The 25,415-nt window shown below is 71.9% G+C and carries 20 protein-coding genes and 1 pseudogene; 9 read left to right on the top strand and 12 right to left on the bottom strand.

Annotation, left to right across the window (positions count from 1 at the left end):
- Nucleotides 1-143: 143 nt before the first annotated feature.
- Nucleotides 144-341 carry a hypothetical protein gene (locus ACZ56E_RS25175; RefSeq protein ID WP_468601308.1) on the top strand — a complete coding sequence of 66 codons (198 nt, stop codon included), beginning with the start codon at nucleotides 144-146 and terminating at the stop codon, nucleotides 339-341.
- Between the two features lie 4 nt (nucleotides 342-345).
- Here the strand turns inward: ACZ56E_RS25175 and ACZ56E_RS25170 are convergent, their stop codons facing one another.
- From ACZ56E_RS25170 to ACZ56E_RS25160, 3 genes are read right to left on the bottom strand one after another with little or no spacing between them, the layout of a single operon-like run.
- The gene (locus tag ACZ56E_RS25170) at nucleotides 346-1,203 is read right to left on the bottom strand and encodes a sugar phosphate isomerase/epimerase family protein (RefSeq protein ID WP_471217481.1); all 858 of its coding nucleotides are present in this window, start codon (nucleotides 1,201-1,203) and stop codon (nucleotides 346-348) included.
- The gene (locus tag ACZ56E_RS25165) at nucleotides 1,200-2,369 is read right to left on the bottom strand and encodes a dihydrodipicolinate synthase family protein (protein WP_471217479.1); all 1,170 of its coding nucleotides are present in this window, start codon (nucleotides 2,367-2,369) and stop codon (nucleotides 1,200-1,202) included. Before ACZ56E_RS25165 ends, ACZ56E_RS25170 begins: the two co-directional genes overlap by 4 nt.
- Nucleotides 2,366-3,535 (bottom strand): Gfo/Idh/MocA family protein, encoded by a 1,170-nt coding sequence (locus tag ACZ56E_RS25160; RefSeq protein ID WP_471217478.1) that lies wholly within the window; start codon nucleotides 3,533-3,535, stop codon nucleotides 2,366-2,368. The genes ACZ56E_RS25165 and ACZ56E_RS25160 overlap by 4 nt, the downstream gene beginning before the upstream one ends.
- Nucleotides 3,536-3,786: 251 nt before the next feature.
- On the opposite strand from ACZ56E_RS25160, the gene ACZ56E_RS25155 reads away from it, so the two are divergent.
- Nucleotides 3,787-4,830, top strand: a complete 1,044-nt coding sequence (locus ACZ56E_RS25155; protein ID WP_471217476.1) for a LacI family DNA-binding transcriptional regulator — start codon at nucleotides 3,787-3,789, stop codon at nucleotides 4,828-4,830.
- A 49-nt stretch (nucleotides 4,831-4,879) separates the two neighbouring features.
- Here ACZ56E_RS25155 and pdxR read toward each other — a convergent pair whose 3' ends face one another.
- On the bottom strand, nucleotides 4,880-6,409 hold the full coding sequence (gene pdxR / locus ACZ56E_RS25150) for a MocR-like pyridoxine biosynthesis transcription factor PdxR (protein WP_471217474.1): 1,530 nt from the start codon (nucleotides 6,407-6,409) through the stop codon (nucleotides 4,880-4,882).
- A 29-nt stretch (nucleotides 6,410-6,438) separates the two neighbouring features.
- On the opposite strand from pdxR, the gene ACZ56E_RS25145 reads away from it, so the two are divergent.
- The 4 genes from ACZ56E_RS25145 to ACZ56E_RS25130 all read left to right on the top strand — a co-directional run bounded on the left by ACZ56E_RS25145 (nucleotide 6,439) and on the right by ACZ56E_RS25130 (nucleotide 9,644).
- Nucleotides 6,439-7,038 carry a LysE family translocator gene (locus ACZ56E_RS25145; protein WP_468601320.1) on the top strand — a complete coding sequence of 200 codons (600 nt, stop codon included), beginning with the start codon at nucleotides 6,439-6,441 and terminating at the stop codon, nucleotides 7,036-7,038.
- Nucleotides 7,039-7,138: 100 nt separating this feature from the next.
- A complete protein-coding gene (locus ACZ56E_RS25140; RefSeq protein ID WP_471217472.1) occupies nucleotides 7,139-7,711 on the top strand; it encodes a Uma2 family endonuclease in 573 nt (190 codons plus the stop codon).
- A gap of 85 nt (nucleotides 7,712-7,796) precedes the next feature.
- Nucleotides 7,797-8,789: a bifunctional helix-turn-helix transcriptional regulator/GNAT family N-acetyltransferase gene (locus ACZ56E_RS25135; protein WP_471217470.1), complete on the top strand. Its 993-nt coding sequence runs from the start codon at nucleotides 7,797-7,799 to the stop codon at nucleotides 8,787-8,789.
- Between the two features lie 54 nt (nucleotides 8,790-8,843).
- Nucleotides 8,844-9,644, top strand: coding sequence for a sugar phosphate isomerase/epimerase family protein (locus tag ACZ56E_RS25130; RefSeq protein WP_471217468.1), 801 nt, complete (start codon nucleotides 8,844-8,846; stop codon nucleotides 9,642-9,644).
- 133 nt (nucleotides 9,645-9,777) lie between these two features.
- Here ACZ56E_RS25130 and ACZ56E_RS25125 read toward each other — a convergent pair.
- Nucleotides 9,778-10,662: pseudogene (locus ACZ56E_RS25125) on the bottom strand (EamA family transporter); the annotation flags it as partial.
- Nucleotides 10,663-10,784: 122 nt separating this feature from the next.
- Here ACZ56E_RS25125 and ACZ56E_RS25120 point away from each other — a divergent pair.
- From ACZ56E_RS25120 to ACZ56E_RS25110, 3 genes are all read left to right on the top strand, one after another.
- Entirely contained in the window at nucleotides 10,785-11,681 is an 897-nt protein-coding gene (locus tag ACZ56E_RS25120) for a LysR family transcriptional regulator (RefSeq protein WP_471217465.1), read from the top strand.
- A 356-nt stretch (nucleotides 11,682-12,037) separates the two neighbouring features.
- Nucleotides 12,038-13,801, top strand: coding sequence for a glycoside hydrolase family 3 protein (locus ACZ56E_RS25115; RefSeq protein ID WP_471217776.1), 1,764 nt, complete (start codon nucleotides 12,038-12,040; stop codon nucleotides 13,799-13,801).
- Between the two features lie 49 nt (nucleotides 13,802-13,850).
- A complete protein-coding gene (locus tag ACZ56E_RS25110; protein WP_471217463.1) occupies nucleotides 13,851-14,039 on the top strand; it encodes a hypothetical protein in 189 nt (62 codons plus the stop codon).
- A gap of 48 nt (nucleotides 14,040-14,087) precedes the next feature.
- Here the strand turns inward: ACZ56E_RS25110 and ACZ56E_RS25105 are convergent, their stop codons facing one another.
- The 7 genes from ACZ56E_RS25105 to ACZ56E_RS25075 all read right to left on the bottom strand — a co-directional run bounded on the left by ACZ56E_RS25105 (nucleotide 14,088) and on the right by ACZ56E_RS25075 (nucleotide 25,385).
- Nucleotides 14,088-15,521 (bottom strand): aminopeptidase, encoded by a 1,434-nt coding sequence (locus tag ACZ56E_RS25105; protein WP_471217461.1) that lies wholly within the window; start codon nucleotides 15,519-15,521, stop codon nucleotides 14,088-14,090.
- Between the two features lie 89 nt (nucleotides 15,522-15,610).
- Nucleotides 15,611-16,018 (bottom strand): hypothetical protein, encoded by a 408-nt coding sequence (locus ACZ56E_RS25100; protein ID WP_468601332.1) that lies wholly within the window; start codon nucleotides 16,016-16,018, stop codon nucleotides 15,611-15,613.
- A 121-nt stretch (nucleotides 16,019-16,139) separates the two neighbouring features.
- Nucleotides 16,140-19,868, bottom strand: a complete 3,729-nt coding sequence (locus tag ACZ56E_RS25095) for an ABC transporter ATP-binding protein (protein ID WP_471217459.1) — start codon at nucleotides 19,866-19,868, stop codon at nucleotides 16,140-16,142.
- A gap of 116 nt (nucleotides 19,869-19,984) precedes the next feature.
- Nucleotides 19,985-20,923 carry a serine hydrolase gene (locus ACZ56E_RS25090; RefSeq protein WP_471217457.1) on the bottom strand — a complete coding sequence of 313 codons (939 nt, stop codon included), beginning with the start codon at nucleotides 20,921-20,923 and terminating at the stop codon, nucleotides 19,985-19,987.
- 150 nt (nucleotides 20,924-21,073) lie between these two features.
- Nucleotides 21,074-22,762, bottom strand: coding sequence for a thiamine pyrophosphate-binding protein (locus ACZ56E_RS25085; protein WP_471217456.1), 1,689 nt, complete (start codon nucleotides 22,760-22,762; stop codon nucleotides 21,074-21,076).
- Nucleotides 22,763-22,866: 104 nt separating this feature from the next.
- Complete coding sequence (gene speB, locus ACZ56E_RS25080; protein WP_471217455.1) at nucleotides 22,867-23,859, bottom strand: agmatinase; 993 nt, start codon at nucleotides 23,857-23,859, stop codon at nucleotides 22,867-22,869.
- A 56-nt stretch (nucleotides 23,860-23,915) separates the two neighbouring features.
- Nucleotides 23,916-25,385: a sodium:solute symporter family protein gene (locus ACZ56E_RS25075; RefSeq protein WP_471217453.1), complete on the bottom strand. Its 1,470-nt coding sequence runs from the start codon at nucleotides 25,383-25,385 to the stop codon at nucleotides 23,916-23,918.
- Between the last annotated feature and the right edge of the window lie 30 nt (nucleotides 25,386-25,415).

Genomic DNA, 25,415 nt, shown 5'->3' with positions numbered 1-25,415 from the left:
TTTCCCCCCTCAGAAGCTCTGACGCCATATACGACACGCGTCGTGCCCGAAGGGTTGCACGGTGTTGCCCAAAAGTTTTCGGCGGGCTTCCAGGTGCTGACAAAGCGGGGCATAGGTAGCGTTTGACGCATGACTGAGGAGGAATGATGTTCGGTGTCCTCGCGAAGTTGAGCAAGCCGGTGGCCAAGGCCGTCTCCAAGAAGACCGGCATTCCCGTGCCGACGGTCACGCGCGCGATCGAGGTGGCTGTCCCTGTGGTCCTGACTGTGCTCTCCAAGCGGGCCGCGCGCACGAAGGGCAAGGGTGGCGCGGGCCCCACGGGCAGGGGTCGCGGGAAGTAGACCGCTACGCGTGCGCGCGGAAGCGTTCCGCCGTCTCCCTCAGCACCTCGCTCCCATCGCGCGCCCACAGCCCCTCGTTGAAGATCTCCACCTCGATCGGCCCGCCGTACCCGGCGGCGTCGACAAGGCCCCGGAAGGCCCGGAAGTCGACGCTGCCGTCGCCCAGTTGTCCCCGCCCGAGCAGGACGCCCGCGGGCAACGGCGTGATCCAGTCCGCCAGTTGGAAGGCGTACAGCCGGCCGGTGGCCCCCGCCCGTGCGATCTGCTCGGGCGCCCGGTCGTCCCACCACACGTGGTACGTGTCGACGACCACGCCGACCTGGTGCGCGGGGAAGCGCTCCGCGATGTCGAGCGCCTGGCCGAGGGTGGAGACCACGCAGCGGTCCGACGCGAACATCGGGTGCAGTGGCTCGATCGCGAGGCGCACGCCCCGCTCCTCGGCGTGGGGCCCGAGGACGGCGAGCGCGTCCGCGACGCGCTCGCGCGCGCCGGACAGGTCCTTGCTGCCGGGCGGCAGACCGCCCGAGACCAGGACCAGCGTGTCCGTGCCGAGGGCCGCCGCCTCGTCGACGGCCGCGCGGTTGTCGTCGAGGGCACGCGCGCGTGCCGCCCCTTCGACGTCCGTGAGGAAGCCGCCCCTGCACAGGCTCGTCACCGTGAGGCCGGCGTCCCGCATCAGGCGGGCGGTGCGCTCGACCCCGTACTCCTGGACGGGCGCCCGCCACAGGCCGACCGCTCCGATGCCCTCCTTGACGCAGCCCTCGGCGAGTTCGGGGAGCGACCACTGCTTGATGGTCTCCTGGTTCACACTCAGCCGCGACAGCGGCACGGGAGCGGGCTCGGGAGCGGGCTCGGGGCTCATTGCGGGACTCCGTGGACGGTGAGCAGGGATCGCATGCGGGCGGCCGCGAGGGCCGGGTCGGGGAAGAGGCCGAGGCCGTCGGCGAGTTCGTAGGCGCGGGCGAGGTGGGGCAGGGAGCGGGCCGACTGGAGGCCGCCGACCATGGTGAAGTGCGTCTGGTGTCCGGCCAGCCAGGCCAGCAGGACGACACCGGTCTTGTAGTAGCGGGTCGGGGGCTGGAAGAGGTGGCGGGACAGCTCGACGGTGGGGTCGAGAAGGGCGCGGAAGCGCTTCGCGTCGCCGGTGTCCAGGGCGCGCACGGCCTCCGCGGCGACCGGGGCCAGCGGGTCGAAGACGCCGAGCAGGGCGTGGCTGAAGCCGTGGTCGTCGCCCGCGATCAACTCGGGGTAGTTGAAGTCGTCGCCGGTGTAGCAGCGGACGCCGTCGGGCAGGCGGCGGCGCAGAGCGATCTCTCGGTCGGCGTCCAGGAGCGAGACCTTGATGCCGTCGACCTTGTCGGCGTGTGCGGCGATCACCTCCAGGAAGGTGTCCGTGGCCGTGTCGAGGTCGGCCGACCCCCAGTAGCCCTCCAGAGCGGGGTCGAACATGGGGCCGAGCCAGTGCAGGATCACGGGCTCGGTGGTCTGGCGCAGGAGATGGCCGTACGTCTCCAGATAGTCGCCCGGTGATGCGGCCGCGGCGGCGAGGGCGCGGGACGCCATCAGGATCGGCTGGGCACCCACCGACTCGACGAGGGCGAGCTGTTCCTCGTACGCGTCCCTGACCTGCGGAAGGCTTGCGGGCAGGGTGAGTTGGTCGGTGCCCACCCCGCATGCGATGCGCCCGCCGGACGCCTTCGCCTCCGCGGCGGAGCGACGGATCAGCTCGGCCGCGCCCGCCCAGTCCAGGCCCATGCCGCGCTGGGCGGTGTCCATGGCCTCGGCGACGCCCAGGCCGTGCGCCCAGAGGTGCCTGCGGAAGGCGAGGGTGGCGTCCCAGTCGACGGCGGCGGGGCCGTCCGGTGACACGTCCGCGTACGGGTCGGCGACCACGTGGGCGGCCGAGAAGACGGTGCGGGAGGTGAGCGGGGGCCCGCCGACGGTCGTGCGCGGCGGCGCCTCGCGCGGGGTGTACGCGCGCGTGCCGCCTCCCGCGGCCGGCAGCAGCACCTGAGGGGGGCGGGTCACAGCGCGATCTCCGGGACGTCGATGCGGCGACCCTCGGCGGAGGACTTCAGGCCCAGTTCGGCGAGCTGCACGCCGCGCGCGCCCGCGAGGAGGTCCCAGTGGTAGGGCGCGTCGGCGTACACGTGCCTGAGGAAGAGCTCCCACTGCGCCTTGAAGCCGTTGTCGAACCCGTTGTCGAACCCGTCGGCCTGGTTGTCCGGCACCTCCTGCCACTGGTCGCGGAAGGAGTGGGTGACGGGCAGGTCCGGATTCCAGACTGGCTTCGGCGTCGCACTCCGGTGCTGGACGCGGCAGTTGCGCAGCCCGGCGACCGCCGACCCCTCGGTGCCGTCGACCTGGAACTCCACGAGCTCGTCGCGGTTGACGCGCACCGCCCAGGAGGAGTTGATCTGCGCGACGGCGCCGCCCTCCAGCTCGAAGATGCCGTACGCGGCGTCGTCTGCGGTGGCGTCGTAGGGCTTGTCGCGCTCGTCCCAGCGCTGCGGGATGTGGGTGGCGGTGAGCGCCTGGACGGTGCGTACGCGGCCGAACAGCTCGTGCAGGACGTACTCCCAGTGCGGGAACATGTCGACGACGATGCCGCCGCCGTCCTCGGCGCGGTAGTTCCAGGAGGGGCGCTGGGCGGGCTGCCAGTCGCCCTCGAAGACCCAGTAGCCGAACTCGCCGCGCACGGAGAGGATCCGGCCGAAGAACCCGCCGTCGATGAGCCGCTTCAGCTTCAGGAGCCCCGGCAGAAAGAGCTTGTCCTGGACGACGCCGTGCTTGATGCCGGCGTCCTCGGCGAGCCGGGCGAGCCCGAGGGCGGCGTCGAGCCCGGTGGCGCTCGGCTTCTCGGTGTAGATGTGCTTGCCGGCGGCGATGGCCCGCTTGATGGCGTCCTCGCGCGCGGAGGTGACCTGCGCGTCGAAGTAGATGTCCACGGTCGGGTCGGCGAGGACGGCGTCGAGGTCGGTCGAGAAGTGCTCCAGGCCGTGCTGAGCGGCGAGTGCGCGCAGCGCGTGCTCCCTGCGGCCGACCAGGACGGGCTCGGGCCACAGCACGGTGCCGTCGCCCAGATCGAGGCCGCCCTGGTCGCGGAGGGCGAGGATCGAGCGGACCAGGTGCTGGCGGTGGCCCATGCGTCCGGTGACGCCGTTCATGGCGATGCGCACCGTCTTGCGTGTCACGGAAGTCCCTCCGTAGGAGCGGGGAGCGGGGAGCGGCGGAGCGAGGCGCTAGGCGCTAGGCGCTAGGCGCGTAGCAAGCGCTTTCTATTTGGGGGCAAGCTAGCCTGCCGGACAAGGTTCGGACAAGGGTTCCGGTCGAGAGTGAAGACCGGGCGCGGACAAACGGGTGACTGGGGGCGCGCGTGGGACGACCGGAGGGCTGTGTGAGGGCTGCGTGAGGACTACGTGATGGGCGACCGGAGGAGTACGACGTGACCGTGACCCTGGCGGATGTGGCGGCCCGCGCGCAGGTGTCGCCCGCCACCGTCTCCCGTGTGCTGAACGGCAATTACCCCGTGGCGGCCGCCACGCGCGAGCGCGTCCTGCGCGCCGTGGACGACCTCGACTATGTCCTCAACGGCCCCGCGAGCGCGCTCGCCGCGGCCACCTCCGACCTGGTCGGCATCCTCGTCAACGACATCGCCGACCCCTTCTTCGGGATCATGGCGGGCGCGGTGCAGTCCGAGATCGGCGGGCCCGGTGGCCGCGCGGGCGGTGAGCGCATGGCCGTCGTCTGCAACACCGGCGGCTCTCCGGAGCGCGAACTCACCTACCTCACGCTCCTTCAGCGCCAGCGCGCCGCTGCCGTGATCCTCACGGGCGGTGCGATCGAGGATGCCGAACACGCCGCCGCGATCGCGGGGAAACTGCGGCGCCTCGCGGAGGCGGGCACGCGGGTGGTGCTGTGCGGCCGGCCGCCCTCGCCGGACACCGACGCGGTGGCGCTCACTTTCGACAACCGGGGCGGGGCGCAGCAACTGACGGAGCATGTGCTGGGCCTCGGGCACCGCCGCATCGGCTACATCGCGGGTCCGGAGGAGCGCACGACCACCCGGCACCGCCTGGAGGGCCACCGCGCCGCCCTCGCCGCGCGCGGCATCGCGGACGACCCGGCGCTGACGGTCCACGGTCCGTACGACCGCCGGTCCGGTTACGACGCCACGGACGAACTCCTGCGCCGCGCCCCCGACCTGACGGCCGTCGTCGCCGCCAACGACACGGTGGCACTCGGCGCCTGCGCGGCGCTGCGCGACAAGGGCCTGCGCATCCCGGACGACGTGTCGGTGGCGGGCTTCGACGACCTCCCGTTCAGCATCGACGCCGTCCCCGCCCTGACGACGGTCCGCCTCCCTCTCCACGAGGCGGGCGCCCGCGCCGGCCGCATCGCCATGAACAAGGAGAAGCCACCGCCGGGCGGCGTGGCGACGGTGCATGGGGAACTGATGGTGCGGGGGTCGACGGCGGGGCCTCGGTAGGGGGTTCGGGGGGCGGGGGTGGCCGGAGCAGGCACCGTGGCTGAGGCCATCACAGCAGGCGCCCCAGTACCGCCACCCCCTCCGCGATCTCCGCGGTGCCGGTGGCCGCGTAGCCGAGGACCAGGCCGGGGGGCTGGGGGTGTTGGGTGTGCCAGGACAAGGGGTGGACCTTGACTCCGTGGGTGAGGGCCGCGGTGGCGAGCTCCGCGTCGGAGAGGTCGCCGTAAGGGCCTCCGTGCGCCTCCGTGCCGAACGTGATCATCAGGTGCAGGCCCGCCGCGGCGCCGTGCACCACCGCCCCCGGCAGGTGTTCCCGGATCGCCCCGATCATCGCGTCCCTGCGTCGGCGGTGGTGTCTGCGGATGAGGCGCAGGTGGCGTTCCAGGTCGCCCGACTCCATGAGGTGGGCGAGGACCAGTTGGGGCAGGGCCGGGCTGCCGAGGTCGATGAGGCGTTTGGCGTCCACGAGCGCGTCCCGGTACGCGGGCGGGGCCAGCAGCCAGCCCAGGCGCAGGGCGGGCGCGAGGAGCTTGGAGACGCTGCCCGCGTAGCAGACGTGTTCGGGGAGCAGGGCGCGCAGGGCGGGGACGGCGGGCCGGTCGTAGCGGTGTTCGGCGTCGTAGTCGTCCTCGATGACGAGGTTGTCGTCGCGGGCCCAGTCCATCAGCTCGCGGCGCCGTTCGCCGCCGAGGACGACTCCGGTGGGGAACTGGTGGGCGGGCGTGAGCAGGACGGCCGGGGCCCCCGTGGCGCGCAGGGCGTCGACGCGGATGCCGTGGGCGTCGACCGGGACGGGCGGGGTGTCGAGCGGCCGCAGGTGCTGTCGTACGCCGAGCGAGCCCGGCTCCTCCACCGCCACGCCGGAGATCCCGTCGGCGCGCAGGACGTCGACGAGCATCCGCAGCGCCTGGGCCGTGCCGCTGACGATGAGCACGTCGTCCGGGTCGGCGAGGATCCCGCGGTTGCGGGAGAGCCAGTGCGCGACGGCGCCGCGCAGGGCCGGGGTGCCGCGCGGATCGCCGTATCCGAAGTCCACCGGCGAGAGCCCGGCGAGCACGGAGCGCTCGGCGCGCAGCCAGGCCGCCCGCGGGAAGGCGGCGAGGTCGGGCAGGCCGGGCGACAGGTCGATGCGGGCGGGCGCGGCACGGATGGCGTCGAAGACGCCGAGGTCGGGAGGGGAGGTGAAGAGGGTGGTGGTGGAGGAGGAGGGCGGACGCTCCCCAACCACCCCGCCCGCTCCGTGGGTTGACGCCCGCGACCCCGCGCCCCGCGCATGGGGCACGGCCACGACGACCGTGCCGCCCCGCCCGCGCCCCGCCACGTGCCCGTCCTCGGTGAGGCGGCGGTAGGCCTCCGTGACGACGCCGCGGGACACGCGCAGGTCGCCGGCGAGGGTGCGGGTGGCGGGGAGTCTGCTGCCGACGGTGAGGCGGCCGTCGGCGATCGCGCCCCTGATCTGCCGCGCCAGCCAGTCGGAGAGCCCGCCCCTGGGGGCGTCACCGATGTCGAGCTGGAGGAAGTCGACGGCTCCGGCCGCGGTTATGGACCTGTGGGGAGGAGATCCAATGGACCTGTTCATGGAGCCATTGTGGCGGGAGGGTCGGGGGCATGGAATTTCTGCTCACCTCCCTGGTCGTCTGCGTGACGCCGGGCACCGGCGCCCTGTTCACCATCGCGGCCGGGCTCTCGCGCGGCACCCGCGCCGCCCTGATCGCGGCCGTCGGCTGCACGCTGGGGGTCGTCCCGCACATGGTGGCGGCGATCACCGGCCTCGCGGCGCTGCTGAACACCAGCGCCGTCGCCTTCCAGACGCTCAAGTACCTGGGCGTTGCCTATCTGCTGTACATGGCGTGGAGCACGCTGCGGGACAAGAGCGAGCTCACCGCCGAACGGGAGAGCGAGCCGCGTTCGGCGGGCCGCACGATCCTGACGGGCGTACTGATCAACATCCTCAACCCGAAGCTGACGCTGTTCTTCTTCGCGTTCCTGCCGCAGTTCGTGAACACCGACGAGCCGTACGCCGCCCTGCGCATGACGGAGCTGAGCGCCTACTTCATGCTGATCACGTTCCTCGTCTTCGCCGTGTACGGCCGGTTCGCCGCCGCCATGCGCAACCACGTCATCTCCCGCCCCCACGTGCTGAACTGGCTCCGCCGCACCTTCGCGGTCGCGTTCGCGGCCCTGGGCGCACGCCTGGCGTTCCTCTGAGACGGTCGGGGTCCTTCTGAGGTGGCGCCCTGGTTCCCTCCTCGACGCCGTGTCCGTGACCTGCCGATATCGTTGACATCACCGGGAAAAGGAGGCTCATATGGCAGTCATGGTCATGGATGCACCCAGCGCCTGGGACGTGCTCGACGGCGTCAACCTTCCCCGCGGCTACCGCGTCGAGATCACCGAGGGGAGGATCATCATGACGCCGCAGGGCGAGTATCAGTGGAAGGTCATCCTCGAGGCGGCCCCACAGATCAAGGAGCAGCTCGCCACCCACGGCGACATCCTCTCCGACGTCATGATCGATTTCCCGTCGAGTCAGTACGGCTACGCCCCCGACCTGGCGATCATCGCGCCGGGCGCCGAGCGCAACAGCCGTGGCCGCTTCGAGTGGCACAGCCTGGAAGCGGTGCTCGAAGTCGTCTGCAAGAGCAGCCGGGACAACGACTTCGCCAAGAAGTTCCGCCTCTACGCGGAGTGCGGCATCCCGCTCTATGTGGTGATCGACCCCGAGGCCGGTTCCTGCACCGTTCACCGCGGCCCGACCAGGACCGGAACCTATGAGGACGCCACGGACGTCCCGTTCGGCCGGGAGCTGATCCTGCCGCTGGCGGGCCGGGAGATCACGGTCAGGACCGACGGCTTCCCCAGGGCCGGCGACCTCGGGTGAGCCGTTCGGTCGACGCAGGGGTTCCCAGCTTCGGCCGCCCGGCGTACCGTTGACTCAGTCAAGGGTGACCCGGAGTGTGATCCGTATGACGAAGCCCCCTCGCGAAGCACCGGTGCGTGCGGTGTCGCGTGCGCCCGTCCAGGAGATGCGTGCCTTCAACCGGTTCTATACGAACCTCATCGGTGCGCTGGACTACAGCCGCCACCTGTACGTCCCGTACACCCTCACCGAGTCCCGCGTCCTGTACGAACTGGCGCACTCGGCTCGTACCGACGCCGCCGATCTGCGGGCCGAACTTTCGCTTGATGCCGGGTACTTGAGTCGGCTGCTTGCCAAGTTCGAGCGGGACGGGCTCGTCGAGCGGGCGCCCTCGGCGGACGACCCGCGACGGCAGCGCATCACGCTCACCGCGCGCGGGCGCGACGCCGCCGAGCTGCTCGACGAGCGGTCGCGGGAAGCCGTCGGCTCGCTGATCGCCGAGGTGCCCGCCGCGGACCGGGCCCGCCTCACGGCGGCCATGCGCACGGTGCGGGAGATTCTCGGGGGCGGCCGCGGGCGGCCCCACCGCCGCGGGAAGCGCGCGGACGTCCTGCTCAGAGAGCCGGGACCGGGCGACCTCGGGTGGATCGTGCAGCGCAACGCCGCCGTGTACGCCGCCGAGTTCGGCTGGAACACCGACTACGAAGGCCTCGTCGCCCGCATCGTCGCCGACTTCGCCGAGGACCACGACCCCCACCTGGAGCGCGTGTGGATCGCCGAGCTCGACGGGCGGCCCGTGGGGTGCGTGATGTGCGTACGGGACGAGGCGCCAGGGACGGCCCGGCTGCGCCTCCTGCTCGTCGAACCCGACGCACGGGGCTTCGGTATCGGCGATCAACTGGTCGTGGCCTGCGTCGAGTTCGCCCGGAGTGTCGGCTACCGCGAGCTGACCCTGTGGACCAACGACGTCCTCGCGTCGGCCCGCGGGATCTACCAGCGGCACGGTTTCGTCCTCGTCTCCGAGAAGCCGCACCGCTCCTTCGGCGTCGACCTCGTGGGACAGGACTGGCTGCTTCCGCTGCACGGGCGGCCGACGTGACGCCCCCGCCGAGGCGGGGTTGACCTTGCCCGCACGCCGCCTACTGTCGGGACCATGAAATTCGCCTTCTCCACCCTCGGCGTCCCCGGCCTGCCCGTCCCCGACGTGCTGCGGCTCGCCACGGCCCACGGCTACCACGGCGTCGAGCTCCGCGCGCACCCCGAGGAGCCGGTGCACCCGGGGCTCGGGCTGGTCGAACGGGCCGACGTGGCCGCCGAGTTCAAGGCGGCCGGCGTCGAGATCCTGGGAATCTCCGGGTACGCGCGCGTGGCGGCGCCCGGCGAGGACGGTCCCGTCCTCGACGAGATACGGTCCCTCGTCGACCTCGCCCGCGACGTGGGCGCCCCCTTCGTCCGCGTCTTCCCCGGCGGCGGCACCGAACAGAGCGCGGCGGAGGCCGACGCGACGGCCGCGCGGCGGCTCGGCACCGCAGCCCGGCACGCCGCCGACGCCGGCGTCCGCATCCTCCTGGAGACCCACGACTCGCACCGCACGGGCGCCGACGCCACCCGCGTCCTCGGCACCGTCGGGCACCGGCAGGTCGGCGCCCTGTGGGACGTGATGCACACCTGGCTCGGCGGCGAATCCGTCACCGACACCTACGCCGCGCTCTCCCCCTACCTCGGCTACGTCCAGGTGAAGGACATCGCGTCTGCCGACGACAAGACCCCACTGGCCCTCGGCGCCGGCGCGCTGCCGCTCGCGGAGTGCGTGGCGCTGCTCAGCGCGGAGAAGTGGGAGGGGTGGCTGTGCTGGGAGTACGAGAAGCGCTGGTACGAGGGGGCGGCACCGCTCCCGGAGTTGCTGGGGCCGGGCCGCGACCTCCTGTCACGGCTGGTGACCCGCTCGGGCTGACCCCGTCGGCAACGACTGACGACCCGCTCCGGCTGACCCCGTCCGCAATGACTGGCGCCCCGCTCCGACTGACCCCGCCGGCAACGACTGGTGACCCGCTCCGACTGACCCCATCGGCAACGGCTGGTGACCCGATCCGGCCGACCCGGGCGCGGCCCGGACCGCCCGCCCCCGCGAACGAGGTCAGCGCGACCCCGCCCACCAGCAGCGCCGCCGCGCACCACCGCAGGCCGCTCACCGACTCGTCCAGGACCAGGGCCGCCGACGACATCCCGAAGACCGGTACGAGCAGGGAGAACGGGGCGACCGTGGACGCGGGGTGGCGCCGCAGCAGATAGCCCCACGCGCCGAAGCCGAACACCGTGGTGACCCAGGCGACGTACACGATGATGCCCGCGCCCGACCAGTCGAGGGAGCGCAGCGCCGCCAGATCCCGGGACGGCCCCTCGAAGAGCAGGGAGAGGCCGAGCAGCGGCAGCACCGGAACCGTACTCACCCACACCATGAAGTTCAGGGCGTCCGGCGGCGACGCCCTGCGGGTGAGGATGTTGGAGACGCCCCAGCAGGCCGCCGCGCCCACAAGGAGCGCGAAGGCGGTGAGCGGCCCGGTCCCGCCCTCGTCGACGCCCGCGACCGCGATCCCCGCGAGGGCGACGACCATGCCCACCACCCGTACCCGCCCCGGCCGTTCACCCAGCAGCACGAAGGCGAACAGCGCGGTGAACACGGCCTGGACCTGCAGCACCAGCGAGGACAGACCAGCGGGCATCCCCGCGTCCATCCCGATGAAGAGCAGCCCGAACTTGGCCACGCCGAGCACGAGGCCCACCCCGATCACCCACTTCCACGCCACCTTCGGCCGCCCCACGAAGAAGACGGCGGGCAGCGCCGCCACGAGGAAGCGCAGGGCGGAGAAGAGCAGCGGCGGGAAGTGGCCGAGCCCCACCTCGATCACCACGAAGTTGATGCCCCAGACGGCGGCAACAAGGACAGCCAGACAGACGTGTGCAGGTCGCATGCGTCGAGGATCACCCGCCCCGACCATGTAGGACCAGCGCGGATCTCTGCATGATTGGATGAAGCAACGCTAATGAATAGCGTCGCTTACGAATAGCGACGCCTATGAACAGGGAGGCCCGCGTGCTCGATCTCGCCCGGCTCCGCGCGCTGCACGCCGTCTCCGTGCACGGCACGGTGGGTGCCGCCGCGACCGCGCTCGGCTATACGCCGTCCGCAGTCTCCCAGCAGATAGCCAAGCTGGAACGGGAGACCCGCACGACGCTCCTGGAGCGCCGCGGCAGAGGCGTCGCCCTCACCGAGGAGGCGCTCCATCTCGCCGATACGGCACGGCAGTTGATGGCCATCGTCGAGCGCGCCGAGACCGAGCTGGAGGAGCGGCGCGGGGTGCCCGCGGGGCGCCTCACGATCGCCGCGTTCGCCTCGGCGGCGCGCGGGCTCCTGCCGTCCGTCCTGGCCGACCTGGCGCGCCGGCACCCCGCCCTGGACGCCCGTATGACGGAGATCGACCCGCACCTGTCCGTCGACCTCGTGGCCAAGGGCGCAACCGACGTGGCAGTCGTCCACGACTGGGACATCGCGCCCCTCCCGACGCCGCCCGGCGTCGAACAGGCGGTCATCGGCGACGACTTCTGCGACCTCGTGGTCCCCGAGGGCCACTGGCTCGCGGGGCGCGAGTCCGTGCGCCGCGAGGAGCTGAAGGCGGAGCGCTGGATCACGCAGCCGCCGGGGCTCGTCTGCCACGAGTGGCTGATCCGGACGCTCCGCGAGGCCGGGTGCGAGCCCGACATCGCCCACCAGGCCGAGGAGAACCCCACCCTGGTCGCGCTCGTCGCCGCGGGGCTCGGCATCGCGCTCATCCCCCGCCTGGGCCGCGGCCCCATCCCGCCCGGCGCGGTCACGGTCCCCCTCGACCCCGTCCCCGTCCGCCGCCTCTACGCCCTGTGGCGCACGGGCGCCTCTCGCCGCCCCGCCATCGCCGAGACGGTCCGCACCCTCCAGTCCCACTGGCCGTCCTAGCCCGCTCGCCTCACCCTTCCCACCCTCGCCCCGACTTCCGTGATTTCAGGGGCTGTCGGGAACCCACCCGGCATCCCGGCCGTCCAACCGGCACGCTGCCGGTGAGTTCCCGCGAGGCGGTGTCGGCATCGCTGCTGGCTGCGAACGCTGACCACCCTCTCCGCCGCCCGCGGCCGGCAGCCCGCCGTCACCGGTGCGCCCCCCTTCACAGCGCCGGTGACGGCCCCGCGCTCCTCCCTTGACCGGCAGAAATCTTCGGGATATCCGTAACTCCTGAAAGTTTCCTCCGAACCGCAGGAGCCCACGTGCAGCAGCCCGACGACAGCGACCGCAGGCTCCGCGACCTCGTCGGCTCCATGTCCCTGGAGGACAAGGTCGGCCAGCTCTTCGTGATGCATGTGTACGGCCACAGCGCGACCGACCCCGACCGGGCCGACATCGACACGAACCTCCGGGAGCTCGGCGTGCGCGACGCCGCCGAGCTGATCGCCCGCTACCGCCTCGGCGGCGTCATCTACTTCGGCTGGGCCCACAACACCCGCGACCCCCAGCAGATCGCCGAGCTCTCCCGCGGCATCCAGCGGGCGGCACCGGCCGTCCCCGTCCTCATCTCCGTCGACCAGGAGCACGGCGTCGTCGCCCGCGTCGGCGCGCCCGCCACCCTGCTCCCCGGCGCCATGGCCCTCGGCGCGTCCGGCTCGCACGAGCACGCCCGCGAGGCCGCCCGCATCGCGGGCACCGAGCTGCGCGCCCTCGGCATCCGCCAGGACCACGCCCCGGACGCCGACGTGAACGTGAACCCCGCCAACCCGGTCATCGGCGTACGCTCCTTCGGCGCCGACCCCGACGCCGTCGCCGGCTTCGTGACCGCGCAGATCGAGGGCTATCAGAGCGCCGGTATCGCCACCGCCGCCAAGCACTTCCCCGGGCACGGCGACACGACGGACGACAGCCACACCGAGCTCCCGCACATCCACCACACCCGCGAGGAGTGGGACCGCTACGACGCGCCCCCCTTCCGCGCCGCGATCGCCGCGGGCGTCGACTCCGTCATGACCGCGCACATCGTGGTGCCCGCCCTCGACCCGTCGGGCGACCCGGCGACGCTCTCCCACCCGATCCTGACCGGCGTCCTGCGCGAGGAGCTCGGCTTCGACGGCGTGATCTCCACGGACTCGCTCGCGATGCGCGGGGTCCGCACGAAGTACGGCGACGACCGCGTGGCCGTGCTCGCCCTCAAGGCGGGCGCCGACCAGCTCCTGAACCCGCCGCGCCCGGACGTCGCGTGGCACGCGGTCATCGACGCGGTCAGGAGCGGCGAACTCACGGAGGACCGCATCGACGAGTCGGTCCTGCGCGTACTCCGCATGAAGGCGAAAGTCGGCCTCCTGAGCGACGACGAGCCCGCCGCCGCACACCCCGCCCCCGAGCTCACCACCGTCGGCGCCCCCGCCCACCTCGCCGCCGCCGACCGCATCGCCGAAGCCACCACGACCCTCCTGGTCAACACCGACGGGCTCCTCCCCCTGTCGCCCGCCACCCACCCCAACATCCTGGTGGTCGGCGCCGACCCCCGCTCGCCGTCCGGGACCACGGGCCCGCCGACCACGGTCCTCGCGGACGCCCTCGACGCCCTGGGCTTCCGGGCCACGGCGCTGCCCACCGGCACCGCCCCCGACGAGGCGGCGATCGAGAAGGCCGTGGCGGCCGCACAGGGCGGCCAGGACGCCGTCCTCGTGACGACGTACAACATCACGACGCACGCCACCACCAGGGACAACACCCAGGCGGCGAACACGGCCCTGGACGACACCCGCGCCCGCGCCCACCGAGCCACCGACCACCCCGACGACACCAGCCAGGCCACCCTCGTCGCAGCGCTCAGGACGACCGGCGTCCCCGTCATCACCCTCGCGATCCGCAACCCGTACGACATCGCCCACCTGCCCCCCGTCGACGCCGCCCTCGCCTCGTACTCCTGGACGGACGTCGAACTGCGCGCCGCCGCACGGGTGATCGCGGGCCGCGTCGCGCCCCGGGGCCGGCTGCCCGTGCCGGTGCGGCGGGCGGACGACCCGGCACAGGTGCTGTACCCGATCGGGTACGGCCTGACGTACTGAGCCGTACGCCGCACCGCCCGTGCGACGTTCACGGAGGTCTCGTGCGCCAGTGAACGGGCGGTCGCGCGGGTCGTCGCGCGGCGAGGTGTGGGAGACGGCCTGTGACGGTTCGGGCAAGCGGCGTCCGGAGTACCTCGTGACGTCGGCGGTGGCGGACCGCGCCGCGTGCCCCGCCGCCACGCGGCTCTACGTGACCCTGGACGGGAATCGCCCCGTGGGCTGCGCGGTACGGCTGTAGCAGCGGTACGGCTGTTGCAGCCGTACCGCTGTCACAAGGTTCCGACCGCTACGGCCGCAGCGTCCGCTCCTCCCGCACGTCACGCCGGTCGAGCTTCTTGTCGTACGCGGCCAGCGGCTTCCCGGAGTCGGAGGGCACCCCGGCCCACGTCTGGATCCGCTGTGTGGCCTTCGCCTTCTGGTCGGCGACGAGCTGCGCCACGGTCGCCCCGTGGTTGGCGCCGGGCGCGGTGAAGACGTAACTGTCGTGCTTGGCGCCCCGCGCGGGGCGGAACTGCTCGGCGCCGTACGGGTCGTACTCGCCGTACACGTACATCATCCGGTGCGCGTTGTGCCGCACCCAGCGGTCGACGTCCCGCATCGCGTGCGGCTTGAACCTCATCGGGATCTCGCGCGGCACGAAGTTCCGCGGCGGCTGGTAGCCGTACCGGCTCAGGTCGCCGAGCCAGGGCTGCTGGATGGTGGGCGCGCCGAGTTCGGTGCCCGCCTGGTAGTAGTACGGCGTGTAGGGGGCGAGGCCCTGGTCGGTGTAGGAGGACCAGCCGCCCACCGAGTCGACGTAGTCGAAGAGGGCCTGGTCGGTCATGGTGGCCGCGTCCGGGATCTTTCCGCAGGCGGTGGCGGCGGGCTGGTACTGCCAGAAGCCCCACACCAGGTCCATGACGACGGCTTCGAAGGCCTTGTCCAGCGTGCCGATGGTCCGGAAGGTGTAGCCCTCCGCCTCCGCGTACGCGGCGAGCTTCGCCGACAGCGGCTCCCTGCGCACCATGGCCTCGCGCTGCACGGCCTGGATCCGGTCGCGGCACTCCTTGGTGCCGACCTCCGCGAGGAACTCGTCGTAGGCCGAGTCCTCCTTGTCGACGACGTCATTGGGCGCTACGTAGGCGACGATGCCCGCCATGTCGCGCGGGTAGAAGCGCTCGTAGTACGTCGCGGTCATGCCGCCCTTGGAGATGCCGGTGGCCAGCCACTTCTTGCCGTAGATGGGCTTGAGCGCCTGATGGATGCGGTGCTGGTCGGTGGCGGCCTGCCAGATGTCGAGCTTCGACCAGTCGGCGGGGTCGGGGCGCGACGGCGTGAAGAATCGATACTCCATGGAGACCTGGTTGCCGTCGACGATCTGGGTCGGCTCGCGGCGGCCGGGGTTCGTGGAGACGCTGTAGCCGCTGGTGTAGTAGACCGTGGGGCGGCTGGTGTCCTTGTGCAGCACGGTGAGGCGCTGCTTGAAGGTGCCCTTGGACGGGCGCCGGTGGTCGACCGGCTGGGTGTAGTTGAGTACGAAGAAGCGGTAGCCGGGGTACGGCTTCTCCTCGATCAGGCTCATGCCGGGTATGGCGAGCAGTCTGTCCTTGATGTCAGTGCTGTGCGCACTGTCGGTCGTGGCCGGTTCTGCGGCGGTGGCCGCTCCGGACGTCGCTCCGGCCGCGCCCACCGTGCCTATCAGCACCACGAGCGACAGCACCCATCTGAGCGTCTTGCGCATGCACCCTCCCCTGTCGACACAGCGATGCCCCGGAACCTAACGAAGCAACTGGGTCCACACCAGAGGGAGTTGCACTCCGTCCAAGGGGATCAGCAGAGAATCCAGCCCGAACTGACCCCGTGGCCGCCGATCTTCCCCTTCACCCACACGCAGCGGTGGCCCGCGTGGACCGTGACCGGGCCCGCGTGGTGGGAGTACCGGCCCTTGTCGCGCGCGGGCCTGCTGCCGCGGGCCTGGACGCTGACGGACATCGTCTTGCGGGTGCCGGTGCGCTTGGCGAAGGCGACGGCGCAGACGTAACCGCGGGTCTTGAAGACGTCGACCCGGCCGGTGCTGAAGGGGAGCGTGCGCACCTTGCGGCCCGCGCAGAGGCCGTTCACCGCCTCCGCGGAGGCGGTGCCGGGGCCCGCGAGGGCGAGGAGCACTGCGGCGGCGAGCACGGCGGTGCCGAGCGTCAGCCGCCGTCGTATCCGGCCACTGCTCCGCTCACTGCTCACGGTTGCCCCTCCCGCCACTCCTGCCTCAGCGTACTGGTGTACGGACGCAGCCCGGACCGTTCCGGTTGCGGGGAACCCCCACCTTTTCCGGTGCCGTCCCGCGCGCGGTCCGCCGGCCCGCTCAGACCGCTTCGGCCGGCTCCCCCACGAACGTCCGCCACAGGCGCGCGTACCGCCCGTCCAGCGCGAGGAGCTCCTCGTGCGTGCCGTCCTCCGCGACCCGGCCGTGGTCCATGACGACGACCCGGTCGGCGCGGGCCGCCGTGGTCAGCCGGTGGGCGACGACCAGGGTCGTGCGCTTGCCCGCGATGCGGTCGGTGGCCTGGTTGACCTGCGCCTCCGTGGCGAGGTCGAGCGCGGCCGTCGCCTCGTCGAGGAGCAGGATGTCGGGGTCGACCAGCTCGGCGCGGGCCAGCGCGATCAGCTGGCGCTGCCCGGCGGAGAGGTTGCGGCCCCGCTCGCTCACCTCGTGGAGGTAGCCGCCCTCCAGGGTGGCGATCATGTCGTGCGCGCCGACCGCGCGGGCGGCCGCCTCGACCTCGGCGTCGGTGGCGTCGGGACGGCCGTAGGCGATGGCGTCGCGGACCGTGCCGGCGAAGAGGTACGCCTCCTGCGGCACGACACCGAGGCGGTGGCGGTACGAGGTGAGGTCGAGGGAGCGGAGGTCCGTGCCGTCGACCGTGACGCGGCCGCCGGTGGGGTCGTAGAAGCGGGCGACGAGCTTCACGAGCGTCGACTTGCCCGCGCCGGTCTCGCCGACGAAGGCGACGGTCTGCCCCGCGGGTATCCGCAGGCGCACGTCGCTGAGCGCCTCCTCGGGGTCGCCCTCGCCGGTGGCCGCGTACGCGAAGTCGACGTCCTCGAAGGCGATCTCGCCACGCAGCGAGAGCACCTCCAGCGGCTCCTTCGCGGCCTGTGTCGACGTGGGCTCCTGGAGCAGTTCCTGGATGCGGCCCAGCGAGACGGACGCCTGCTGGTAGCCGTCGAAGACCTGCGACAGCTGCTGCACGGGCGCGAAGAACAGATCGATGTAGAGGAGGTAGGCGACGAGCGCGCCGGTCGTGAGCGTGCCCGCCTCGACCCGGCCCGCGCCGACGATCAGTACGGCGACGACGGCGACGGACGACAGGAACTGCACGAACGGGAAGTACACGGAGATCAGCCACTGGCCGCGGATGCGGGCCTGCCGGTAGCTGTCGCTGTTCTTCGCGAACCGCTCGGCGCCCGCGCGCTCGCGCCGGAAGGCCTGCACGATGCGCAGCCCGGCGACGGACTCCTGGAGGTCGCCGTTGACGACGGACACGCGCTCACGGGCCAGTTCGTACGCCTTCACGCTGGCCTTGCGGAAGAAGTACGTGCCGACGATCAGCAGCGGCAGCGTCGCGAAGACGACGAGGGCGAGCTCCACGTCGATGACGAGCAGGGCGGCCATGATGCCGAAGAAGGTGACGACGGAGACGAACGCGGTGACGAGTCCGGTCTGCAGGAACGTGGACAGCGCGTCGACGTCGGTCGTCATCCGGGTCATGATGCGCCCGGTCAACTCGCGTTCGTAATAGTCGAGTCCGAGCCGCTGGAGCTGCGAGAAGATCTTCAGCCTGAGCGAGTAGAGCACCCGCTCGCCGGTCCGTCCCGTCATCCGCATCTCACCGGTCTGCGCCACCCACTGCACGGCGACGGCGGCGAGCGCGAGCCCGGCCGCGGCCCAGACGGCGCCGAGCGCGAGTTCGTTGACACCCTCGTCGATGCCGTGCCGGATCAGGACGGGAAGCAGCAGCCCCACGCCCGCGTCGACGGCGACGAGCAGCAGGCTGAACAGGAGCGGCACCCCGAATCCGCCGAGCAGTCTGCGCAGGCCGTACGACTCCTCGGGCGTGACGGCCCGCGCCTCGTCGATGCCGGGGGTGTCGGTGGCCGGGGGCAGCGCCTCGACCTGGGCGAGGAGTTCGGGCGTGGACGGCATCCCGGCGAGGGTGGTGTCCTTCGGCTCCCGGTCGCCGGTCCACAGCGCGGGCGTGATGCCGCGCTCCGCGTCGAACTCGGCGTCCAGCTCGTCGCGTACGGAGGTGTCCTCGGGCAGGTCGGCCGGGAGGGCGTGGCCGGGCGAGACGCCGCCCAGCTCGTCGGGGTCGGTGAGCAGCCGCCGGTAGAGGGCGGAGCGCTCCTCCAGCTCGTCGTGCGTGCCGAGGTCGGCGAGGCGCCCTCCGTCGAGGACGGCGATGCGGTCCGCGAGGTTGAGGGTGGAGCGGCGGTGGGCGATGAGGAGAGTGGTGCGCCCCGCCATGACGCTGCGCAGCGCCTCGTGGATCTCGTGCTCCACGCGCGCGTCGACCGCCGATGTGGCGTCGTCGAGGACGAGGAGGCGGGGGTCGGTGAGGATGGCGCGGGCGAGCGCGATGCGCTGGCGCTGGCCGCCGGAGAGGGTGAGGCCCTGCTCGCCGACCTTGGTGTCGTACCCCTCGGGCAGCTCGGATATGAATCCGTGGGCCTGGGCGGCGCGGGCGGCGGTCTCGATCTCTTCGCGGGTGGCGTCCGGGTGGCCGTAGGCGATGTTGGCGCCGACGGTGTCGGAGAAGAGGAAGGAGTCCTCGGGGACGAGCCCGATGGCGGACCGCAGGGAGTCGAGGGTCAGCTCGCGCACGTCGTGGCCGCCGATGAGGACGGCGCCGTGCGACACGTCGTAGAAGCGGGGCAGGAGCAGCGAGACGGTGGACTTGCCGCTTCCGGAGGAGCCGACGACGGCGAGGGTCTCGCCGGGGCGGATCTCGAAGGAGAGCCCGCCGAGGACGGGTCGGTCATCCTCATAGGCGAAGCCGACGTCGTCGAACTCGACGGTGGCGGGGGCGTCGGCGGGCAACTCCTTCGTCCCGTCCTGCATGCTCGGCTCGGTGTCGATGAGTTCGAGGACGCGCTCGACGCCCGCGCGGGCCTGCTGGCCGACGGTGAGGACCATGGCGAGCATGCGCACGGGTCCGACGAGCTGGGCGAGGTAGGTGGAGAAGGCGACGAACGTGCCGAGGGTGATGTCCCCCTCGACCGCGAGCCAGCCGCCGACGGCGAGCATGGCGACCTGGCCGAGCATGGGGACGGCCTGGAGGGCGGGTGTGTAGCGGGCGTTGAGGCGGATGGTCCGCAGCCGCCCCGCGAACAGCTTGCGCCCGACCTCCCTGAGCTTCCCGGTCTCCTGGTCCTCCTGCCCGAAGCCCTTCACGACGCGTACGCCGCTGACGGCGCCGTCGACCACTCCGGCGACGGCGGCGGCCTGGGCCTGCGCGTACCAGGTGGCGGGGTGCAGCCGGGAGCGGGAGCGGCGGGCGATGAACCAGAGGGCGGGGGCGACGGCGAGGGCGACGAGGGTGAGCGGCAGGGAGAGCCACGCCATGATCACGAGGGAGATCACGAAGAGCAGGATGTTGCCGATGGTCATCGGCAGCATGAAGAGCAGGCCCTGGATGAGCTGGAGGTCGCTCGTCGCCCGCCCCACGACCTGCCCGGTGGACAGCTCGTCCTGCCGCCGTCCGTCGAGCCTGGTGATCGTGCCGTACATCTCGGTCCGCAGGTCGTGCTGGACGTCGAGGGCGAGGCGGCCGCCGTAGTAGCGGCGGATGTAGGTGAGGACGTAGACGACGACGGCGGCGCCGATGAGCGCGCCGGCCCAGGGCCCCATGGACCGGCTGCCGCCCTGGCCGTCCTGGCCTATGACGTCGTCGATGATCACCTTGGTGATCAGCGGCACGAGGGCCATGACGGCCATGCCGCCGAGCGAGGAGCCGAGCGCGAGCACGACGTCCTTCGGATACCGCCACGCGTATCCGGTAAGCCGTCGCGCCCATCCCCGTTGCTCTGTCACTCGGTGCCTCCCGGTCGTCTGCTCTGCCGGAAGGCACCAACACCGCGTGGAGCGGATTTCATCCCGCCGCAACAAACCCGCGTCCCGTCAGCCACGACGGGCCCGCAGCGAAGCACTCAGTTGCCGGGCACCGCCACGAACGCCTCCTTCGGCGTATCGGTCGGGGTGTACCTGCTCGCCGCCGAGACCCTCGGCGCCAGGTCCTTGTGGATGGCCTTGGCCACGCCCTGAATCGTGGCGACGCCATAGTTCATCGTGCTGTTGCCGTGCGTGAGCACAGAGATCGTGTAGTCGTGGCCGCCGCCCTTGAACGCGCCGATGCTGTGCACCCGCCAGCCGTGGGTCGACCGCTGCAGCCAGCCGTTCTTCACGTGGATCTTGACGGCGGACGGGGCGCCCGCCGGGGTGCCCCAGCGCTGCGAGGAGACGACCTTGTTCATGAGTTTGAGGATGTAGGCGCGGGCGTTGTCGCTCAGGACGGAGTTCTTCGCGGTGATCAGCGCCAGGAGCTTCTGTTCGTCGGCCGCGTTGATCCTGGTCAGGCCCCAGTAGCCGTCGGCCCCCGGCACGGTCTTCGTCATCTTGGCGGCCTTGAGGAACTCCTTGATCTTCCCCGTGCCGAGCTGGCGCCAGAGCGTGCTGGTCGCCGCGTTGTCCGAGGTGGTGATCATGGCGTGCGCGAGGTCCGACTCACGCTCGGTCAGCTTCCGCTCGGTCTTCTTCGCGTCCCACAGGAGTGCCGCGAGGACCGTCGTCTTGACGACGCTCGCCGAGTCGAACGAGGTGCCCGCCCGCAGGGTGCAGGTGGTGTCGGTGGTGCGGTCGTGGAGGCCGACCGCGACGGTGCCCTTGCGGTTCTTCAGCGCGGCGGTGATGTCCTTGGTGAGCTTGGCGGCCAGGCCGGCCTGCGCGGAGGTGCAGGTGACCGTGGGTGCCGGCGCGGCGACGGCGGGCGTCGCGGTGACGGCCGTGCCGAGCGGTACGAGCACTCCGGCGGCGAGTCCCGCCGAGAGCACGCGGGCGCGCCGGGATATCCCGGATACCGGGTGAGTCATGGAGTTCTTCCCATCCCCTTGGGTCTGTACAAGACCCTCGGGGCCCGTACAAGCGCGTCCCCCGACGCGCTCGCTTCACATGACTCACCGGCACCGGTGAAGGGTTGTATGACTTATATGAAAATCTGGGCCGGTCAAGCTCTCGGCCGGTCAGCCCAGATGCGTCGGCGCGAACATCCGGAGCACCGCCGGCAGCACCACGACCGAAGGCCCCGGCTCGGCCAGCGCCTTCGCCAGGTCGTCCCGGAGCGTCTCCGGGGTCGTGCGGACGCCCGGCACACCGAAGGACTCCGCGAGCCCGACGAAGTCGGGCCGCGTCAGCTCCGTGCCGGTCGCCTCGCCGAAGGCGTCGGACATGTACTCGCGCAGGATGCCGTAGCCGCCGTCGTCGACGATCAGCCACGTCACCGGCAGGTCGTACTGCTTCGCCGTGGCCAGCTCCGCGATCGAGTACATCGCGCCGCCGTCGCCGGAGACGGCGAGGACCGGGTGGGAGGGGTCCGCGACGGCCGCGCCGAGCGCCGCCGGAAAGCCATAGCCGAGGCCGCCCGCGCCCTGCGCCGAGTGCATGGTGTTCGGGCGCCGCGCGTCGAAGGCCGACCACGCCCAGTACGCGAGGATCGTCATGTCCCAGAAGGACGGGGACGCGTCGGGGAGTGCGTCGCGGACGGCGGCGAGGACCTGCTGCTCCAGAGTGAGGTCCTGCGCGGCGATCCGCTCGCGGACCTTGCCGAGCACGGCGGACACCCGCTCGGGGGCCTCGGCGTCCTCCCTGGGCGTCTCGATCGTCTCCAGGAGCGCGGAGAGCGCGATCCGCGCGTCCGCGTGGATGCCGAGCCCGGGGTGGTTGGACTCCAGCTTCCCGGCGTCCGCCTCGATCTGGATGACCCGGCCGCGCGGCGTGAACGTGTGGTAGTTCGAGGAGAGCTCGCCGAGCCCGGAGCCGACCACCAGCAGGACGTCCGCGTCCTCCAGGAAGTCCGTGGTGTGCCGGTCCTCCAGCCACGACTGGAGCGAGAGCGGGTGCTCCCAGGGGAAGGCGCCCTTGCCGCCGAAGGTGGTGACGACAGGGGCGTTGATCAGCTCGGCGAGCGCGAGCAGCTTGCCGCTCGCGTCCGAGCGCACGACACCGCCGCCCGCGATGATCGCGGGCCGCTCGGCGCGCGACAGCAGATCGGCGGCGACGGCGGTCAGCTCGGGGCGCGGCACGACCTCCTCCGGGGTCGCGTCCATCGCCGTGACGACCGGCAGCGTCGTCTCGGCGAGCAGCACGTCCTGCGGGATCTCCACCCAGACGGGACCGTGCGGGGCCGTCAGCGCCGACTCCCAGGCCGCCGCGACGGCGGACGGGATCTGCGAGGCCGTGCGGACCGTGTGGACGGACTTCACGATGTCGCGGAAGGACGCCTGCTGGTCGCGGAGCTCGTGCAGATAGCCGTGGCGTCCGCCGCCGAGCCCGGCCACCGGCACCTGGCTGCCGATCGCGAGGACCGGCGAGGAGCCCGCGGCCGCCTCCTGGAGCGCGGCGAGCGAGGTGAGCGCGCCGGGCCCGGTGGAGAGCAGCAGCGGGGCGACCTCGCCGGTGATGCGGCCGTACGCGTCCGCCGCGAACCCCGTGTTGTTCTCGACGCGGAAGCCGACGTACGAGAGCGAGGAGCGCCGCAGCGCGTCGAACATGCCGAGCGCGTGCTGGCCGGGCAGGCCGAAGACGGTGGTCGCGCCGAGTCCCGCGAGGGTCTCGACGACGAGGTCGCCGCCGTTGCGCCCGGCGGGCGGGTTCAGGGCGGCCTCGGTCTGGCGCGGCGTGGGGCGCAGCACCAGGTCGTGGTCGTGGGTCATGCGGCGTCTTCTCCTTCTCGCCGGGCTCCGGCCCGGCGTGCGCTCCGGCCGCCGGGCCGCGTACGGCCCGGCGTGCTGTGGTGCCCGACAGCCTTACGGCGTGGTCACTTCGCGTTCTGCTCCGCACCGGCGGCGCGGCCGGCCGCGATCTGCCTGCTCATGATCGTCGTCAGTTCGTACGCCGTGTGGGAGGCCGCCACCGCCGTGATCTCGGCGTGGTCGTAGGCCGGGGCGACCTCGACGACGTCCGCGGAGACGAGGTTGCAGGAGGAGAGGCCGCGCAGGATCTCCAGGAGCTCGCGGGAGGTCATGCCGCCCGCCTCGGGGGTGCCGGTGCCGGGCGCGTGGGCCGGGTCGAGGCAGTCGATGTCGATGGAGATGTAGAGCGGGCGGTCGCCGATGCGCTGGCGGAGCTGGTCGGCGACCTCGTCGGCGCCGCGCCGGTAGATGTCCGCCGAGGTGACGATGCCGAAGCCCATCTTCTCGTCGTCGGTGAGGTCCTTCTTGCCGTACAGCGGGCCGCGCGTGCCGACGTGGGAGAGCGCCTCGGTGTCGAGGATGCCCTCCTCGACGGCGCGGCGGAACGGCGTGCCGTGCGTGTACTCGGCGCCGAAGTAGGTGGCCCAGGTGTCCAGGTGCGCGTCGAAGTGGAGCAGCGCGACCGGGCCGTGCTTCTTGGCGACCGAGCGGAGCAGTGGCAGCGCGATGGTGTGGTCGCCGCCGAGGGTCATCATGCGGGCGCCGGTGCCGAGGAGGTCGTCGGCGGCGGCCTCGATGGTCTCCACGGCCTCGTTGATGTTGAACGGGTTGGCCGCTATGTCGCCCGCGTCGGCGACCTGCGCGAGCGCGAACGGCGAGGCGTCCTGCGCCGGGTTGTAGGGGCGCAGGAGGCGGGAGGCCTCGCGGATCGCGTTGCCGCCGAAGCGGGCGCCGGGGCGGTACGAGACGCCGGAGTCGAAGGGCACGCCGACCACCGCGACGTCCGCCTTGCCGCCGACCTCGTCGAGGCGGGGCAGCCGGGCGTACGTCGCCGGGCCCGCGTACCGGGGGATGCGGGAGGAGTCGACGGGGCCGCGGGGCGTCTCGTTGCTGCTCATGGGGTGGAGTGCCTTCCTTTTTACGCTTCGGTGCGCTTTGTGGGCGCTTTCTGACTTTACTGAGGTACGGGGGTCGGTTCGGTCTCGGGCTCGGGGTCGGCGCCGCGCCCTGCGAGGCGTTCGCGCCAGGCGGCGAGGACCGCGGCGTCGGTGGGCTTCGTCGCGAAAGAGACCACTACGTAAACGGCGAGTGAGGTCAGCAGGCCGTAGTAGACGGGTTCGTTGGCGAGGATCCCGTACCCCGCCATGAGCCCGATGACGGACAGGCCGCCCGCGGCGACGGCGGCGAGCGCGCCGGCCGCGGTGCCCCGGCGCCACAGCAGACCGCCGAGGATCGGCACGAGCAGCCCGCCGACGAGGAGGTTGTAGGCGACGGTCAGGGCCTCGACGACGTCGTTGAGCGCGATGGCGATGACGATCACGCCGACGCCCATGACGAGGATGAAGGCGCGGTTGCCCTTGACCTCGTCGTGCGGCTCGTCGCCGCCCTTGGTGACCGCGCCGCGCAGCCGCGACCAGATGTCGTTGTTGGCGACGGTCGCGCAGGCGATGAGCGCTCCGGAGGACGTCGACATGACGGCGGCGAGCGCGGCGGCGAGGACGAGGCCGCGCACGCCCATGGGGAGTTCGTCCTTGACGATGGTCGCGAAGGCCGCGTCGGCGCTGGGCAGCTTCGGGTACATGACCTTGGCGGCGGTGCCGATGACGGCGCCCGCGACGGCGTAGACCAGGCAGTACGTGCCGGCGACGGTGCCTCCGTAGCGGGCGACCTTGTCGCTGCGTGCGGTGAAGACGCGCTGCCAGATGTCCTGCCCGATGAGCATGCCGAACGTATAGATCAGCACGTACGTGAAGATCGTCTCGCCGCCGATGCCCAGCGGGTCGAAGTACTCGGTGGGCAGCTTCTCCTTCATCTCGCCGAAGCCGCCCGCCTTGACGACCGCGATGGGCAGCAGGAGCAGCAGCACGCCGATCGTCTTCACCACGAACTGCACCATGTCGGTGAGCGTGATGGACCACATGCCGCCGAGCGTGGAGTAGGCGACGACGATCGAGCCGCCGAGGACGATCGCGACCGTGCGGTTCATGTCGAACAGGACGTCGAAGATCGTGGCGTACGCGATGGTCGAGGTGACCGCGAGCATCAGCGTGTACGCCCACATGACCACTCCGGAGATGACGCCCGCGCGCCCTCCGTAGCGCAGGTCGAGCATCTCGGAGACGGTGTACACCTTCAGGCGGGCGATGCGGGCGGAGAAGAACACGCTCAGCGCGAGGAGCCCGAGGCCGATGGTGAAGACCATCCAGGCGCCGGAGAGCCCGTACTGGTAGCCGAGGCCGACGCCGCCGATGGTGGAGGCGCCGCCGAGGACGATGGCGGCCATGGTCCCGGAGTACATCCACGGCCCGAGGCGGCGCCCGGCGACCAGGAACTCGGCTTTGGACTTGGCGCGGCGCATGCCCCACCAGCCCATGGCCAGCATCCCGGCGAGATAGACGACGATCACTGTGTAGTCGACGGCCATAAGGGAGGCCTCCTTCGCGCACCTCGGTGG

This window comes from Streptomyces sp. NPDC039480, from assembly GCF_055597165.1.
This window is presented reverse-complemented; position numbering and strand designations above follow the sequence as displayed.